Source organism: Roseobacter sp. (assembly GCF_024639605.1).
Lineage (GTDB): Bacteria > Pseudomonadota > Alphaproteobacteria > Rhodobacterales > Rhodobacteraceae > Roseobacter.
The window spans coordinates 1-14666 of record NZ_JAHEHZ010000031.1; the positions used below are offsets into that span (position 1 = coordinate 1).

18 protein-coding genes and 1 tRNA gene are annotated in these 14666 nt (G+C 58.9%); 10 read left to right on the forward strand and 9 right to left on the reverse strand.

What is annotated here, in order from left to right; genetic code table 11:
• The first annotated feature begins 241 nt into the window (after positions 1 to 241).
• Positions 242 to 577 carry a hypothetical protein gene (locus Q0M35_RS06125; protein ID WP_295313336.1) on the forward strand — a complete coding sequence of 112 codons (336 nt, stop codon included), beginning with the start codon at positions 242 to 244 and terminating at the stop codon, positions 575 to 577.
• A gap of 261 nt (positions 578 to 838) precedes the next feature.
• Here Q0M35_RS06125 and Q0M35_RS18550 read toward each other — a convergent pair whose 3' ends face one another.
• Both Q0M35_RS18550 and Q0M35_RS06130 read right to left on the reverse strand, forming a co-directional pair.
• Entirely contained in the window at positions 839 to 1090 is a 252-nt protein-coding gene (locus Q0M35_RS18550) for a homocysteine S-methyltransferase family protein (protein ID WP_366519641.1), read from the reverse strand.
• 377 nt (positions 1091 to 1467) lie between these two features.
• A tRNA-Ile gene (locus Q0M35_RS06130) sits at positions 1468 to 1544 on the reverse strand.
• Positions 1545 to 1673: 129 nt separating this feature from the next.
• Here Q0M35_RS06130 and purM point away from each other — a divergent pair.
• The 3 genes from purM to rnd all read left to right on the forward strand — a co-directional run bounded on the left by purM (position 1674) and on the right by rnd (position 4573).
• The gene (gene purM / locus Q0M35_RS06135; protein ID WP_295313337.1) at positions 1674 to 2720 is read left to right on the forward strand and encodes a phosphoribosylformylglycinamidine cyclo-ligase; all 1047 of its coding nucleotides are present in this window, start codon (positions 1674 to 1676) and stop codon (positions 2718 to 2720) included.
• Positions 2717 to 3313, forward strand: coding sequence for a phosphoribosylglycinamide formyltransferase (gene purN, locus Q0M35_RS06140; RefSeq protein WP_295313338.1), 597 nt, complete (start codon positions 2717 to 2719; stop codon positions 3311 to 3313). The genes purM and purN overlap by 4 nt, the downstream gene beginning before the upstream one ends.
• Before the next feature lie 99 nt (positions 3314 to 3412).
• Complete coding sequence (gene rnd / locus Q0M35_RS06145) at positions 3413 to 4573, forward strand: ribonuclease D (protein WP_295313339.1); 1161 nt, start codon at positions 3413 to 3415, stop codon at positions 4571 to 4573.
• Here the strand turns inward: rnd and Q0M35_RS06150 are convergent, their stop codons facing one another.
• A complete protein-coding gene (locus Q0M35_RS06150) occupies positions 4574 to 5083 on the reverse strand; it encodes a hypothetical protein (RefSeq protein WP_295313340.1) in 510 nt (169 codons plus the stop codon).
• Positions 5084 to 5211: 128 nt separating this feature from the next.
• Here Q0M35_RS06150 and Q0M35_RS06155 point away from each other — a divergent pair, with 128 nt between their 5' ends.
• Positions 5212 to 5622 (forward strand): SufE family protein, encoded by a 411-nt coding sequence (locus Q0M35_RS06155; RefSeq protein WP_295313341.1) that lies wholly within the window; start codon positions 5212 to 5214, stop codon positions 5620 to 5622.
• A gap of 72 nt (positions 5623 to 5694) precedes the next feature.
• Here the strand turns inward: Q0M35_RS06155 and Q0M35_RS06160 are convergent, their stop codons facing one another.
• From Q0M35_RS06160 to Q0M35_RS06175, 4 genes are all read right to left on the reverse strand, one after another.
• A complete protein-coding gene (locus Q0M35_RS06160) occupies positions 5695 to 6333 on the reverse strand; it encodes a DUF1638 domain-containing protein (RefSeq protein ID WP_295313342.1) in 639 nt (212 codons plus the stop codon).
• Between the two features lie 75 nt (positions 6334 to 6408).
• Positions 6409 to 7110, reverse strand: a complete 702-nt coding sequence (locus tag Q0M35_RS06165; RefSeq protein WP_295313343.1) for a B12-binding domain-containing protein — start codon at positions 7108 to 7110, stop codon at positions 6409 to 6411.
• Between the two features lie 201 nt (positions 7111 to 7311).
• Positions 7312 to 8340 (reverse strand): betaine--homocysteine S-methyltransferase, encoded by a 1029-nt coding sequence (bmt, locus tag Q0M35_RS06170; RefSeq protein ID WP_295313344.1) that lies wholly within the window; start codon positions 8338 to 8340, stop codon positions 7312 to 7314.
• A gap of 148 nt (positions 8341 to 8488) precedes the next feature.
• Positions 8489 to 8809 carry a DUF1476 domain-containing protein gene (locus Q0M35_RS06175; protein WP_295313345.1) on the reverse strand — a complete coding sequence of 107 codons (321 nt, stop codon included), beginning with the start codon at positions 8807 to 8809 and terminating at the stop codon, positions 8489 to 8491.
• A 156-nt stretch (positions 8810 to 8965) separates the two neighbouring features.
• On the opposite strand from Q0M35_RS06175, the gene purC reads away from it, so the two are divergent.
• The 5 genes from purC to Q0M35_RS06200 are packed head-to-tail and all read left to right on the forward strand — an operon-like array spanning position 8966 to position 13821.
• Positions 8966 to 9727, forward strand: coding sequence for a phosphoribosylaminoimidazolesuccinocarboxamide synthase (purC, locus tag Q0M35_RS06180; protein ID WP_295313346.1), 762 nt, complete (start codon positions 8966 to 8968; stop codon positions 9725 to 9727).
• A gap of 59 nt (positions 9728 to 9786) precedes the next feature.
• Positions 9787 to 10017 carry a phosphoribosylformylglycinamidine synthase subunit PurS gene (gene purS, locus Q0M35_RS06185; protein WP_295313347.1) on the forward strand — a complete coding sequence of 77 codons (231 nt, stop codon included), beginning with the start codon at positions 9787 to 9789 and terminating at the stop codon, positions 10015 to 10017.
• Positions 10017 to 10685: a phosphoribosylformylglycinamidine synthase subunit PurQ gene (purQ, locus tag Q0M35_RS06190; protein ID WP_295313348.1), complete on the forward strand. Its 669-nt coding sequence runs from the start codon at positions 10017 to 10019 to the stop codon at positions 10683 to 10685. The genes purS and purQ overlap by 1 nt, the downstream gene beginning before the upstream one ends.
• Positions 10686 to 10722: 37 nt before the next feature.
• Complete coding sequence (locus Q0M35_RS06195) at positions 10723 to 12483, forward strand: ATP-binding protein (RefSeq protein ID WP_295313349.1); 1761 nt, start codon at positions 10723 to 10725, stop codon at positions 12481 to 12483.
• A gap of 3 nt (positions 12484 to 12486) precedes the next feature.
• Positions 12487 to 13821, forward strand: coding sequence for a sigma-54 dependent transcriptional regulator (locus Q0M35_RS06200; RefSeq protein ID WP_169640272.1), 1335 nt, complete (start codon positions 12487 to 12489; stop codon positions 13819 to 13821).
• A gap of 16 nt (positions 13822 to 13837) precedes the next feature.
• Here the strand turns inward: Q0M35_RS06200 and Q0M35_RS18555 are convergent, their stop codons facing one another.
• Both Q0M35_RS18555 and Q0M35_RS06205 read right to left on the reverse strand, forming a co-directional pair.
• Positions 13838 to 13933, reverse strand: a complete 96-nt coding sequence (locus tag Q0M35_RS18555; protein ID WP_366519642.1) for a VPLPA-CTERM sorting domain-containing protein — start codon at positions 13931 to 13933, stop codon at positions 13838 to 13840.
• 241 nt (positions 13934 to 14174) lie between these two features.
• Entirely contained in the window at positions 14175 to 14501 is a 327-nt protein-coding gene (locus Q0M35_RS06205; protein WP_295313350.1) for a hypothetical protein, read from the reverse strand.
• Positions 14502 to 14666: the final 165 nt, after the last annotated feature.

Genomic DNA, 14666 nt, shown 5'->3' on the forward strand with positions numbered 1-14666 from the left:
CTGAAAGCCTCGTTCCGCCGTATCGCAACCCGATACGAGAAGACGTCACGCAATTTCCTGTCGATGATCAAACTGGCATCAGTCAGGCTGTGGATCGAGTTTTATGAGTCGGCTGCCTAGTTACAACCCTTATTGAGCAAGGCACAAAGTTCTTGATGTGGCGATGGTTCGCAAACTTTGACTGGCTGACGTCAAAACTGTGGGTGACCAAAAAAGGTAAGAACAGACGCATGGCGAATGCGTGAACAATTTCAAATTCTTCATTCCTGAAACGCTGTATTCGTTCGAAATTTTTTCTCACTGTTTCGATTTGTGCCAGGGAATTACTCGCAATACTGGAAAACAAATTGCGGCCGCCATGCCGTATTCGGCTGCTCCTTATTTGGTAAACAAACTGTTTCCTGGGAATTATCAGTCTATCGATAAGCAATCTATTGCACACTTGGCGTTCAGTCTGAGTTTGCAGCACGTCGCCACGTGGAGTGTTGAAACGCGCCTAAGTGTGGAAGATAACGCGCAAACGCTGAACGAGATATTTTCGATCCACACCAATGATGAGCAAGCACGAATTTATTGAACTACCGCTTAATCCGGAGGCTGTGTGAGAGCTTTGTATTTGCGCCGTTTGGTGACGCTCGTTTTCCGAAAGCAATGTATTTTTGGCGCAGCCTAACGAGAGAGGCGATAGATCCGGCAATTTTTGCCGTTTTCTGGTCGCACCGATAGTTTTCAACAGCCTCTCCGCGTCGCTGACATTCAAAAAAAAATGGCGAGCGAATGCTTCAAACCCAAAGTTTCCATGTTCATGGGCTCTGAATGTAAGAGTAGAAAACCAAATCTAGACATACCACCTAGCAACGCACTGAGCGGCAAGCGCAGCGATTTGTTCGGTTGAGGAGCCACAGCAACCGCCCAGATAGGCAATTCCGAAATTCTCGTTCAGTGCAGAAACGTTTCTGCTAAATTCTTCAGGTGCTTTGGTATCAATTTCTGATAGCCCGTCGAATTCTTCAGGGGTCTTCGCGGATGTGTAGGTATCTATGCCAAGAATAATCGCCCGCTTGGAACGCGGCCAGCCCCTTATCGAAATCCTTCGCCAACGCGCCTGTCCGTACCAGCATCAGCGTGAAAACAGCGGCGTGGACTAGCGTTCTAATGCAGTCTCCCTTGTTAAACGTTGCCATTGCAACATGGCGAGAGTGGGGTGAGCGGCGTTCTAGCCCTGATAGATGAGTTCAACATCGCGGACCGCGCCGGTGCGTTGGGTTTGAGCAGATTGACCTTGTCACGTTGGCCGTCTGCTACGCCTTTTCCACAAACTATCCGGCGAAACCCTGAAGCTGGCAGATAACGATCCGTTGCTGGAAGCGCGGATCGGGCTGGATTGGATAAATGGATAAAAAGTGGATAATCAAACAATGTGAAATCCAGATTATCTTTTTTTATCAGTAATTTGAGCGGGAGTTATGGTAGGCCCGGCAGGACTTGAACCCGCAACCAAAGCGTTATGAGCGCTCTGCTCTAACCAGTTGAGCTACAGGCCCGCCATATCACAGGGGGTAAGGCTGCCGGGCGCCGGCGTCAAGAGCCGCTCTTTGCGATGTCGCGCGTTGCAGTCGGACGTTTTATGTTCTAACCCGCCGTGAGAGACAGCAGCGACGGAGATGCGGGCGATGAGCACACCGAAAAACGGAATGACATACGCCGACGCCGGGGTGGATATCGACGCCGGCAATGCTCTGGTGGACCGCATTAAACCGGCGGCTAAACGCACTACCCGCCCGGGGGTGATGTCGGGTCTTGGTGGGTTTGGCGCGCTGTTTGATCTCAAAGCCGCCGGATATACTGACCCGGTCCTTGTGGCTGCAACAGACGGTGTGGGTACCAAACTGCGCATTGCGATCGATACCGGTCACGTGGACGGGGTGGGGGTCGACCTCGTGGCCATGTGCGTCAACGATCTGGTATGCCAGGGCGCTGAGCCATTGTTCTTTCTGGACTATTTCGCCACCGGTGCGCTTGATACCGAAAAGGCAGCACGCATCATTGAAGGCATCGCACGCGGCTGTGAAGGTGCCGGATGTGCGCTCATTGGCGGTGAGACGGCCGAGATGCCGGGCATGTATCCGCCCGGTGATTTCGATCTTGCGGGCTTTGCCGTGGGGGCGATGGAACGCGGTCACGATCTGCCCACCGGTGTGGTCGCGGGTGACGTCCTGCTGGGGCTGGCTTCAGACGGGGTTCATTCCAACGGCTTCAGTCTTGTGCGGCGACTGGTCGAAGTCTCCGGTCTGACATGGCAGGATGACTGTCCCTGGTCCGGTCAGACGCTCGGTGCCGATCTGCTGACGCCGACACGGCTTTATGTGCGCCCGGCGCTGGAGGCGGTCAGGGCCGGAGGCGTGCATGCGCTGGCCCATATCACCGGTGGCGGGCTGACGGAAAATCTGCCGCGTGTGCTGCCCGAAGGGCTCGGTGCCGGGATCGACCTCGACACCTGGACCGCGCCGCCGGTTTTTGGCTGGATGGCGAAGACGGGTAACATTGCCGGGGCTGAGATGCTGAAAACCTTTAATTGCGGGCTGGGCATGATCCTGGCAGTCGATGCAGACGAGGCCGATGCCCTTACTGCACTGCTTGCGGAGGCCGGTGAAGATGTCACGCGCATCGGTGCGGTAACGGACACCCCCGGCGTGACCTATAAAGGCAGCCTTTTGTGACCAGACGGGTCGCGGTTTTCATCTCGGGCGGCGGATCCAATATGGTGAAGCTGCTGGAGAGTATGACCGGTGATCATCCTGCGCGCCCCTGTGTGGTTTTCTCCAACAACCCGGATGCAGCTGGTCTGGCCCGGGCGCGCGATCTTGGTGTCGCGACAGAAGCCCTGCCGCATCAGCCCTTTGCCGGGGATCGCTCTGCCTTTGAGGCCGCGATCAGCGCCGCTCTCGCGCCGCACGCGCCCGATATCATCTGTCTTGCGGGTTTCATGCGCAAGCTGACGGCCGGTTTCACCGATGCCTGGGCAGGAAAGATGCTCAATATCCACCCCTCACTCCTGCCGAAATATAAGGGGCTGAAGACGCATTCACGGGCGCTGGAGGCCGGTGATGCCGAACACGGCTGCACGGTGCATGAGGTGACGGCACGGCTGGATGACGGGCCGGTTCTGGGACAGGCCGTGGTGCCGGTGCTGCCGGACGATACCCCCGATACGCTCGCAGCACGTGTTCTGACACAGGAGCACCGTCTTTACCCTGCGGTCCTGCGCCGGTTTGCAGCCGGAGATCGTACGCCGGTCTATCTGCGTAGCTGAGCCTTTGGTGGCACTGCTGCTGCTGGTCTATCCCCGGAAGGTCGTGTAACAGTTCAGCGTCATCGGTTGAGACCGTACCAACAAACAGAAAATGCCCGTATGAGAACGATTACAACGACCGAGGAGCTCGCCGGTTTCTGCGCCGAGGCTGCGACCCATGGCTATGTCACTGTCGATACCGAGTTCCTGCGCGAACGCACCTATTATTCGAAACTGTGTCTGATACAGCTGGCGATGCCGGGTGACACCGATGAGACGGCGGTCCTGGTCGATCCTCTGGCCGGAGGGCTCTCTCTTGAGCCGCTCTACGATCTTTTCCGCGACACGTCGGTGGTTAAGGTATTTCACGCGGCCCGACAGGATCTGGAGATCTTTTTTGTCGATGCCGGAGTTTTTCCGGAACCGCTTTTCGACACCCAGGTCGCAGCGATGGTATGCGGCTTTGGCGAGCAGGTCGGATACGAAACACTCGTGCGCCGGATCGCGAAAAAGCCGCTGGACAAAACATCGCGCTTTACCGACTGGTCGCGCCGGCCACTGACCGACGCGCAGAAAATCTATGCGCTGGCGGATGTAACCCATCTGCGGGTGATTTATGAATTTCTGGCCGCCCGCCTTGAGGAAACAGAGCGCAGCCGCTGGGTGCACGAAGAACTGCGTGTGCTTACGACGCCGGCTACTTATATCGTGGAGCCACGCGAGGCCTGGCGACGGGTGAAAACGCGCACCAGTTCGCCAAAATTTCTTGCCGTTGTGCGCGAGCTCGCGGCGTTTCGCGAGATTTATGCCCAGGATCGGAACATTCCGCGCAACCGGGTTTATAAAGACGACGCACTGGTCGAGCTCGCATCAAACAAGCCGAAAAACTCCGAAGAGCTCGGCCGCGCCCGTCTGCTGCTGCGCGAAGCACGCCGGGGCGACATTGCCGACGGGATTCTGGCGGCAGTTGCAGCAGGCGTGAACTGTCCGGCCGATGATCTGCCGCGCCCTGACCGCAGCCGCGAAAAGCTGCAGGTCAATCCCGCGCTTGCAGATCTGCTGCGGGTGCTGCTGAAGGCGAAAACAGAAAGTGCGGGTGTCGCCGCCCGGCTGATCGCACCGGCCTCTGACCTTGATGCGATTGCGGCGGGGCTACGGGATGTGCCCGCGCTCAGCGGCTGGCGGCTTGAAGTTTTCGGCGAGGATGCGCTGCGCCTGTGCGATGGCCGGATAGCACTTGCCGCCGAGGGGGCAGACGTCAGGATTGTGCCGCTGGACTGATCAGCGTCTCGCGGTCTGCGCGTTCTGGAGGCCTTCGACGCGGATTGTGCGGGTGCCGGCCAGGGTCTGATCGGACACTTTGCGCGCCACGATCAGGTCCCGCGTGGCCGGAGCTCCTGCAACATTCGACTGACTGCGCACGGCTTCGAGCGTATAGGTCATAACGCCCTCAACCGGCAGTTCGTCTTCGTTTGAGGGGATCAGACGCACATCATAAACGCCCTGAACCGCTGCCCGACCTGTTGCGCGTACAATTACGCCACCGGGCACGCGCTCAACCGCGACGCCGGTTACCGTGTCGACCGGGAAGCCGGGATAGACGAAGACCTCATCGATACCTGAGAACAGCCCCGCGCGCTCCGGGATGAGCGGGTTGTCCCGCTCCACCGGGACCGCCACGGCGGCTGCACCGTCACCGTCACCGCCAAACCAGTTGAACGGATTGGCCCGTGTGGAACACCCGGACACAACAAGAGACGAAAGAAGAAGAACGGGGACAATCGTGCGCATAAGGCCTGCTGTATTTTGCTGCTGAACACGGTGTAGCCTGTCCGCGCTGCATTGAAAAGTGCCTGCGCCGGGACTGGACCTTTGCGGGTGCGCGACTTAGGTCTGCAGCAGCCGGCAAAGGAGCGACAATGGCGCAGGATCAATTTGAAGAACTGGTCGGGGATTTTGAATTTCTGGATGACTGGGAAGACCGTTACCGGCTGGTGATCGAAGAAGGTAAGGCGATGACACCGCTGCCGGATGCGCTGAAGGTTCCGGCGACAAAGGTCGATGGCTGTGCAAGCCAGGTCTGGCTGCATGTAGTCACCGACGGGGGCAGGGTGACGTTTGAGGGCGAAAGCGATGCGATGATCGTCAACGGGCTGATCGCGGTGCTGCGCAGGCTTTATAACGGGCTGACGCCGGGCGAGGTGATTGCTGTCGATGCGCGGGCGGAAATGGGCCGACTGGGGCTCAATGACCATCTGTCGGCACAGCGCTCAAACGGTCTGCGTGCGATGATCGAGCGGATCCGGGAGGTGGCGGCCGGCGCTGCCTGATCCGGCGGAGGCACCTGACGGTGCCACGACATTGTTTGAAAATCCGGACGGAATCTGGCCCGGCCGCAGATGTCAGAGCCGGGACAGCGCGGTTGAGAGATCGCCGTAGCCGGTGAATCTGCGCTCGAAGGCGAGGCCCAGACGCTGCGCACAGGCGCGGGCTTTCTCTGTCAGGTCGGGATCGTCGGTCTGCGCCTGATAGACCAGTTTTTCGTAATTGCCGAAATACATGTCGCGCAGTTCCGGGTGCCGGTCGAGGCCCATCGGGCGGATCACAAAAGCATCGAACTGTCGCACCAGAAAATCGGTCAGATAAAAGGTCGTGATCTCGGTGTCGGCACGTGCCGCGAATGCCACGTTGCCTTCGAAAAAACTGTAGCAGTGCGGGCCGGCGATCATGTCCACCCCCATGCGCGCGCAGGCCTGCTGCAACAGCCCTCCGGTGCCGCAATCGGCATAAACCACAAAAATCTGCTCAAAGTCCGCGCGGTGCTTTGCCACCATCCGTTCCACCTCTGCAGTGATCTTTTCAGGATAAAGGTGCAGTTTCGCGGGCAGACAGGTCAGTTCCAGGTGGGTCCAGCCATTGGCCGCGCGAAGGTCAATGATCTCGCGTGCAAGCGCACCGCACGCGATCAGCAGCACCTTTCCTGTCCGGGCTGCGAGGGGTAGTCCGGCATCGGTCAGGGTCTTATCGCTGATCTCCTGCAAAAGGAGGCCTCCATGATGTAAAAACGGCCCGCGCCGGGTTTCCGGGGCAGGCCGCAAACCGCTTTGTCCGCGTGGTCAGGCGGACTGCTGATTGTGCTTGCGGCCGACCCATTCTTTGGCGGTCTCAACGGCCACGGCGGCATCCCGGCAATAGGCATCCGCGCCGATGGCACGACCAAACTCTTCATTCAGCGGCGCGCCACCCACCAGCACGATATAATCATCGCGCACGCCCTGTTCGACCATCGTGTCGATCACGACCTTCATGTAGGGCATGGTGGTGGTCAGCAGAGCGGACATGCCGAGGATGTCGGGGCTTTCCGTTTCCAGTGCCTCCATATACTTCTCGACCGCGTTGTTGATGCCGAGATCGACAACTTCGAAACCGGCTCCTTCCATCATCATGCCGACAAGGTTCTTGCCGATGTCGTGGATGTCGCCTTTGACGGTTCCGATCACCATCTTGCCGACACGGGGCGCACCGGTTTCGGCCAGCAGGGGCTTGAGGATGAACATACCACCCTTCATCGCATTGGCGGCCAGCAGCACTTCGGGCACAAACAGGATGCCATCGCGGAAATCGTGGCCGACGATCGTCATGCCACCCACCAGCGCCTTGGTCAGAATGTCATACGGGGCCCAGCCACGTTCGAGCAGGATATTGACCCCTTCCTCAATCTCTTCTTTGAGACCGTCATAGAGGTCGTCGAACATCTGCTGGACAAGCTCTTCATCATCCAGTTCTGAGAGAATGATTTCGTCTTCCTGGTCAGACATGCTTTATCCTTTCGGGGCCGTGCAGGGCGCCCTGCTGCTGATCATTTGTGCCAGAACGGCCTGTGACCACTATGCGAATTGCGACACGGATCATGCGTTGCGCGACGTCAGCTGCCGAAAACGGGCCGGTGATCCGCCGCACTAGGGTTTTTTGAAGCAGAACCCGACATTTACCACGCATTGCGCGCACCGTGCCCCGGATCAGCCGGCGGTGCGGCGCCGGCGCGACCCGCGGCGGGCCGGAGCGGCTCTGGCGTCTTCTCCGGTGCCGTCGCCCTGGGACGAAAAGGCGCCCAGCCGGTCAACGATTTCCTCCAGCGCCGGAGGGTGATCCATGCTGCGGGTGTCCAGCGCCTCGCGCATGTGCCTCAGATGTTCGGGTTGTGTGCCACAGCAGCCGCCGATAACACGCGCCCCGCATGCACGCGCCATCACGGCATAATCTGCCATCAGTTCCGGTGTGCCGTCGTAGTGAATGTGGCCATCGTGATATTTGGGTATGCCGGCATTGCCTTTTGCGATCACCGGACGTTCGGCACCCTGCGCTTTGAAACCGAGGATCGTCCGCAGCAGATCAGAGGCTCCTGTACCGCAGTTGGCGCCGAAGCCCAGGGGCGCCAGATCGCCCAGATCTTCGACCATGCGGACCATATCCGCGCTTGTCAGGCCCATCATCGTCCGCCCGGCGGTGTCAAAGCTCATGGTGCCGCACCAGGGCAGGCCTGCCAGACTGAACCCTTCGGCGGCGGCGCGGTATTCTTCGGGCGCGCTGATGGTCTCAAGCCAGCCGATATCTGCGCCGCCCGCTTTCAGACCATCGGCGGTTTCGTGAAACATCTCGACGGCCACCGAATGGCTCAGAGCGCCGACGGGCTCCATGATTTCGCCGGTGGGGCCGACAGAACCTGCGACAACAACCGTCCGCCCGGCTGTATCTGCGACCTCGCGGCCGATTTCGGCGGCGACACGGCTGAGTTCATGGGCACGTCCGGCAGCATCATGCAGTTTCAGCCGTGATGCATTTGCGCCGAAGGAATTGGTCAGAAAAAGATCGCTTCCGGCATCCACTGCGTCTTTGTAGAGGGTCCGGATTCTGTCGGGGTGGTCGGTATTCCACATTTCCGGCGCATCTCCGGACATCAGCCCCATATTGAAAAGATTGGTGCCCGTGGCGCCGTCTGCAAGCAGAAAGCCTTTCTCTGACAGAAGTGTTTCAAAGAGGTTTGACATGGGGTGCCCCGTTCATTGCGCAGGCCTCCCCATCGCAGACCCGGGGGCATGAGGCAAACGCATAATATTCACGATTGTTATGAATGTCAGTGCATTCCGTCAGGCCGGGGCCGCTGACCGGACGCACAGGCCGGGTCAGCGTTGAAACTCAAGGAGAAACTTCGGTCATGATCTGAGCTTTGGCGACAGCCATCAGTTCAATCATTTTCGAGCGGATTGTTTTTTCGTCTGCCCGGTCGCCGAGATCGCCCGAAACCTTGCGATAGACGTCCTCGTCTCCGGCCTCTTCGAAATCTGCTTTCACGACTTCTTTGGCGTACTCGGTTGCAGCATCGCCGTGCTTGCCCATCAGGTCAGCAGCCCAGAGCCCGAGAAGCTTGTTACGGCGCGCTTCTGCTTTGAACTGCATCTCGGCGTCGTGGGCGTATTTGTTCTCAAAGGCGTTTTCGCGGTCATCAAAGGTGCTCATCAGATGTCTCCTGCTGGTGCTGGTGTCTTTGTGCGACAGATATGCGGACTAACGCGCTGCTGTGCAAGTGGCGCTGTCTTGCAGCACGCCCGGGCTTGCACTAAGAGAGGCGCAAGCGGGGACTGGCTGGCAGTGCCTCTTTTTGAAAGGACGCCCATGGCCCGGCGCAAGAAAATCTACGAAGGCAAAGCGAAAATTCTTTATGAGGGCCCCGAGCCGGGCACGATCGTGCAGCACTTCAAAGATGATGCGACCGCTTTCAACGCTGAGAAAAAAGCCGTGATCGAAGGCAAGGGTGTTCTGAACAACCGTTTGTCCGAATTTTTCATGACCGGTCTGGGGCAGATCGGCGTGCCTACCCACTTCATTAAACGTCTCAATATGCGCGAGCAGCTTGTGCGCAGTGTGGAGATTGTTCCGCTTGAGATCATCGTGCGCAATTATGCCGCCGGCACGATGTCTAAACGTCTCGGGATTGAAGAGGGCACGCAACTGCCGCGCCCGATCGTGGAATATTGCTACAAAGACGACAAACTGGGAGACCCGCTGGTCACCGAAGAACACATCGCCGCCTTTGGCTGGGCCAGCCAGCAGGATATGGACGATATTCTCAGTCTTGCGCTGCGGGTCAACGACTTCCTCTCCGGGGTGATGCTGGCCGTTGGTATCCGTCTGGTCGATTTCAAGATCGAGGTCGGACGGGTTTATGACGGTGATTTCCAGCGTCTGATTGTGGCCGATGAGATCAGCCCGGACAGTTGCCGGCTCTGGGATATCGAAACCGGGCAGAAACTGGATAAGGACGTGTTCCGCCGCGATCTGGGCAGCCTTACGGATGCCTATACGGAAGTGGCGCAGCGTCTGGGCGTGATGCCGCGCAATCAGCAGGGCGTGACCAAACCCACGCTGATCAACTGAGCGCAGGCATCGGATCTGAGTATTTTCAGCCCAAAGAAACCAGGAGGGATTTTATCACAATGAAAGCGCGTGTGCATGTGATGCTGAAAAACGGGGTGCTGGATCCGCAGGGCGAGGCGGTGCGGCATGCTTTGGGAGCGCTGGGATTTGACAGCGTAAAGGGTGTGCGCCAGGGCAAGGTGATCGAGCTTGATCTGGCTGATGGCACATCAGAGGCCGATGTGACTGAGATGTGCGAAAAGCTGCTCGCGAATACGGTGATCGAATCTTACTCGGTGGAGATGGCCTGATGCACGCGGCGGTGGTGGTGTTCCCCGGATCCAACTGTGACCGCGATCTGGCCGTGGCCTTCAAGGCCGCCGGCGCAAAGGTATCCATGGTCTGGCACAAAGACACGGACCTGCCCGATGGTGTGGATATTGTCGGTGTCCCGGGCGGATTTTCTTTTGGTGATTATCTGCGCTGTGGCGCAATTGCGGCCAATTCGCCGGTCTGCAGGTCTGTGGCGGCGCATGCCGGACGCGGTGGTTACGTGCTCGGGATATGCAACGGGTTTCAGGTGCTGACCGAAACCGGTCTTCTGCCAGGCGCGCTTTTGCGGAATGCCGGGCTGAAATACATATGCCGGACCGTCGGGCTGAAAGTGCAGACCTCTGCATCGCCTTTTACCGCCGGATACAATGCCGGTGACGTGGTGCAGATCCCGATTGCGCATCACGACGGAAATTACTTTGCGGATGACGAGACCATCGCGATGCTGCAGGGCGAAGACCGCATCGCGTTTTCGTATACCGAAAACCCCAACGGGGCGCGGGCGGATATTGCCGGGATCCTGTCGGAAAACCGTCGTGTTCTTGGCATGATGCCGCATCCGGAACGGGCTGCCGATCCGGTGCATGGCGGCACCGACGGACAGGCGCTCTTCCGCGCACTTACCTCAGCGCTGGCTGAGGTCTGACTTGAGCCCGGACCGGGCTTTGACGTAGTCTGCGCCCATGGACACTGAGACCTCTCCCGATCGCGAAACCATCAGCAATACCTGGCGGATCAGGGTTATTGTGGTTATCCTGATCGTGCTGGCCGTGACAGTCGTGTCCGTCACCAACAAACTGCTCACTGACAGGTTCACCGAAAGCACCCGTAACCGGGCCGAGCTCAGACTGGCTCTTTACAGCGGTAACCTGCTGTCGGAACTGCGCCAGAACGCGATTGTGCCGCAGTTGCTGGCGCGCGATCCTGAGCTGATCAACGCGTTGAACTCGCAGGATTATACCGCATCGACACGGCGGCTTATCTCTTTTGTGGATGAGATCGGGGCCGCGTCGCTGATGCTTCTGGACATCGACGGGCGCACGGTGGCGGCCACGGATCGCAACCGGCTTGGCTCCACCCACCGGGCAGAGGGGTATTTTGTCGATGCGATCCGCTCCAGCGCCACGCTCTTTACCGTGTCGCAGCGTGACACCGGAGCCTATGTGTTCGTCTATTCGCGGCGGGTGCTGTCGGGCTCGGATGTGATCGGCGTGATCATGGTGGAGGTCGATCTGCAAAAGTTCGAGAGCGCCTGGGCGGGGATTTCCGATGCGGTGATCGTCACCGACAGCACCGGAACGATTATCCTGACCACCGAGCCGCGCTGGCGCGGGCGCACCGAAGAGGTCGCCCTGGCGCGCCAGACCCCGCAGAACGCGATCCAGCGCGCAATCCAGGCCACTGCGGACTGGACAGCCCTTCCGCCCGATGCCTGGCTGCAGGGTGAGGCGGTTATGCGGCTCGAAAGCCGGATCCCTTTTCGTGGCTGGCGCATGGCGTCATTCACCACCTATGCCTCGGTGCGCGAGCGTGTGAACGGCGTGCTGGCGCTGGAAATCATGGGCTTTGCGATTCTTCTTGCCCTGACGTTTTATGCGCTGAGCCGGCGCACCGCGCTGCGCATGGCTCTCTTTCAGCGGGAATCTGCCGAGCTCAGAGCGCTCAATATTGCGCTGCAGCGGGAAATTGCCGAACGCAAAAGGGTGCAGGAAACGCTCGCCGTAGCAGAACAGACGCTTGAGCAGTCCAGCAAACTTGCAGCCCTTGGTGAGATGTCGGCCGCCGTCAGCCATGAGCTTAACCAGCCGCTGGCGGCGATGAAAACCTATCTCGCCGGTGCGCGGCTTTTGTTGCGGCGTAACCGTCCCGAAGAGGCGCTGTCCTCCTTTGGCCGGATCGACGATCTTATCGAAAGGATGGGCGGCATCACCCGGCAGCTCAAGTCCTATGCGCGCAAGGGCCAGGAGGCGTTTTCCCCTGTAGATATGGGCGATGCGCTGGCCTCAAGCCTCTCGATGATGGAACCACAGCTGCGCCAGCGGCACGTGCAGATCACCCGCGCGGTGCCGGATGCTCCGGTTATGGTGATGGGCGACAGGCTGCGCATCGAGCAGGTGATGGTGAACCTCTTGCGCAATGCCATCGACGCCACCAAATCTGAGAGGCAGCCGCGTGTGGAAGTCATGCTGGTGGCCGGAGATACTGCAATTCTGACTGTCCGGGACAATGGTCCGGGGATCGAGGATCTGGATGCGCTGTTTGAGCCGTTCTACACAACCAAGCAGCCAGGCGACGGGGTAGGCTTGGGTCTTGCTATCTCGTCGGGTATTGTTAACGACCTCGGCGGACGGCTCACTGCGCGGAACGGACAGGCGGGTGGGGCAGTGTTTGAATTACAGCTGCCGATTATGGACAGCAACCAAAGTAAACAAGCGGCGGAGTAAACTATGGCTCAGGCGATGAAGATTGCGATTGTGGATGATGAGCAGGACATGCGTCAGTCCATCAGCCAGTGGCTCGCGCTGTCGGGATATGACACCGAAACTTTTGGCAGCGCCGAAGATGCGCTCAAGGTGCTGGGTCCGGATTATCCGGGCATTGTGATTTCGGACATCCGGATGCCGGGCATGGACGGGATGCAGTTTCTCAAAAAACTGATGGGCAACGACTCAGCGCTGCCGGTGATTATGATCACCGGCCACGGCGATGTGCCGATGGCGGTCGAGGCGATGCGCGTCGGCGCCTATGATTTTCTGGAAAAGCCGTTCAACCCCGACCGGATGAGCGAACTGGCGAAGAAAGCCACCGGCGCGCGGCGTCTGGTGATGGACAACCGCGCACTGCGCCGGGAACTCAGCGACGGCGGGCAGATCATGAAAAAGCTCATCGGCCAGTCGCCGGTGATGGAGCGTCTGCGGGAAGATATTCTCGATCTTGGCCAGGCGGACGGGCATGTACTGATCGACGGTGAAACCGGGACAGGTAAAACGCTCGTGGCACATGCGCTGCACGCGGTTGGCAGCCGCGCGGGCAAAAAGTTCGTGCTGGTGAGCTGCAGTGCATTTGAGGAAGAGGCGCTTTCCAAGCGGCTTTTCGGCCCGATGCAGCCTGAGGACGCTCAGCTGCCCGCCATTGAAGAAGCGCGTGGCGGCACACTGGTACTGGAAGACATCGAAGCCCTGTCTGAAAGCATGCAGGCGCGTCTGCTGAGCGTCATCAACGAACAGGGCACACCCGCAGAGACGCGCATTGTCGCCATCTCCAACCTGCAGGAAGCCGGGCGCACCTCTGAAGACGCACTGCGGTCTGATCTGTTCTATCGACTTGCGGCACTGCGGATCACTGTGCCGCCGCTGCGCGCGCGGGGCGAGGATATCCTGACGCTTTTCACCCGCCTGAGCGAACAGTTCTCGGATGAATACGGCTGTGACGCACCCAAGGTCTCCGCTCAGGAGGCGGCACAGCTGTTACAGGCGCCCTGGCCCGGCAATGTGCGCCAGCTGATTAATGTGGCCGAACGCGCGGTGCTTCAGTCGCGGCGCGGGGCAGGGACCATCGCCTCACTTCTGATGACGGATCACGATGAAATGCAGCCGGTGATGACCACCGAGGGCAAACCGCTGAAAGAATACGTCGAGGCGTTTGAGCGGATGCTGATCGACAACACCATGCGGCGCCATCGCGGTTCGATCTCAAGTGTAATGGACGAGCTGTGCCTGCCACGCCGGACGCTGAACGAAAAAATGGCGAAATACGGGCTGCAACGCTCCGATTATCTCTGAGCGTTGCAGATCCTGCTCAGCAGCGCCGCGCGCGCAGCGCACCCAGTCCGCCGAGCCCCGCAAGCAGGATCAGACCTGAGCCAGGCAGTGGTACGGTGGTCATGTCAGGCATGTCGGGTTGAGCCAACCTTCCTGATACGGAAAGTGCGTTGCCGCTCTCGAAGTTCCTGTAGAGAACAGACGGCGGCAAATCCGCAGCGACGGTCAGGTCCGGAAAGGCGTCTATACCAAGTCCTGTGATATACGGGTTGTCCGGTTCGTCTGTCTGGTTGTTGGTGTTAAAGACGATGGACGATAACAGCGCGTTGGTGAACTGCGACTCCCGCTCTGCGAAACCGATCCTGTAGAAATCGTCATAAACATCTGTAAAAGGGTTGTAAAAAATTGTCTCCTGAGGTCGTTTGCGACGTAGTGCTCGAAGATGCGGTGCAGGACACGAAATTTTGCAGCGAAATCGCGGTGACGCCGTTGAAATAGCTGGCCTGATCGCTCGACGAGCTGGAATTTGGCGCCGCAGGATCCACTGTGACGGAGAACAACAGCCTGTCGCCGACAGCGACAGAAGACACCTTGTTGCGGTCCGTGACGGTTTCGACATCGATGTAGAAGCTGAATGTCGCAGCAGCGGCCGAAACCGGTGTAAGCAGACCGAGCGCAACCAGCGCAATAGCGTTTTTCATAAAAAATTTCCTCGTTACGTGTTTAATCAATAGGTTTCAATGGTCCACAATGCAGCGATTCCATTCAATATCAAACGCTTGAGCGTATTCAACTTTTAGGTGTGTATGGCGGCTCCGGCGCGGGCGGATCGGACGCGCCAACCGGCGCAGATTTCCCATTGTGTT

Bases quoted from the DNA above. Each gene is read 5' to 3' on its own strand.
- purQ (WP_295313348.1), top strand. From the start codon at position 10,017: ATGCACGCGGCGGTGGTGGTGTTCCCCGGATCCAACTGTGACCGCGAT.
- purM (WP_295313337.1), top strand. From the start codon at position 1,674: ATGAGCACACCGAAAAACGGAATGACATACGCCGACGCCGGGGTGGAT.
- Q0M35_RS06200 (WP_169640272.1), top strand. From the start codon at position 12,487: ATGGCTCAGGCGATGAAGATTGCGATTGTGGATGATGAGCAGGACATG.
- Q0M35_RS06175 (WP_295313345.1), bottom strand. From the start codon at position 8,809: ATGAGCACCTTTGATGACCGCGAAAACGCCTTTGAGAACAAATACGCC.
- Q0M35_RS06155 (WP_295313341.1), top strand. From the start codon at position 5,212: ATGGCGCAGGATCAATTTGAAGAACTGGTCGGGGATTTTGAATTTCTG.
- purC (WP_295313346.1), top strand. From the start codon at position 8,966: ATGGCCCGGCGCAAGAAAATCTACGAAGGCAAAGCGAAAATTCTTTAT.
- Q0M35_RS06205 (WP_295313350.1), bottom strand. From the start codon at position 14,501: ATGAAAAACGCTATTGCGCTGGTTGCGCTCGGTCTGCTTACACCGGTT.
- Q0M35_RS06195 (WP_295313349.1), top strand. From the start codon at position 10,723: ATGGACACTGAGACCTCTCCCGATCGCGAAACCATCAGCAATACCTGG.
- bmt (WP_295313344.1), bottom strand. From the start codon at position 8,340: ATGTCAAACCTCTTTGAAACACTTCTGTCAGAGAAAGGCTTTCTGCTT.
- Q0M35_RS06165 (WP_295313343.1), bottom strand. From the start codon at position 7,110: ATGTCTGACCAGGAAGACGAAATCATTCTCTCAGAACTGGATGATGAA.
- Q0M35_RS18555 (WP_366519642.1), bottom strand. From the start codon at position 13,933: ATGCCTGACATGACCACCGTACCACTGCCTGGCTCAGGTCTGATCCTG.
- purS (WP_295313347.1), top strand. From the start codon at position 9,787: ATGAAAGCGCGTGTGCATGTGATGCTGAAAAACGGGGTGCTGGATCCG.
- rnd (WP_295313339.1), top strand. From the start codon at position 3,413: ATGAGAACGATTACAACGACCGAGGAGCTCGCCGGTTTCTGCGCCGAG.
- Q0M35_RS06150 (WP_295313340.1), bottom strand. From the start codon at position 5,083: ATGCGCACGATTGTCCCCGTTCTTCTTCTTTCGTCTCTTGTTGTGTCC.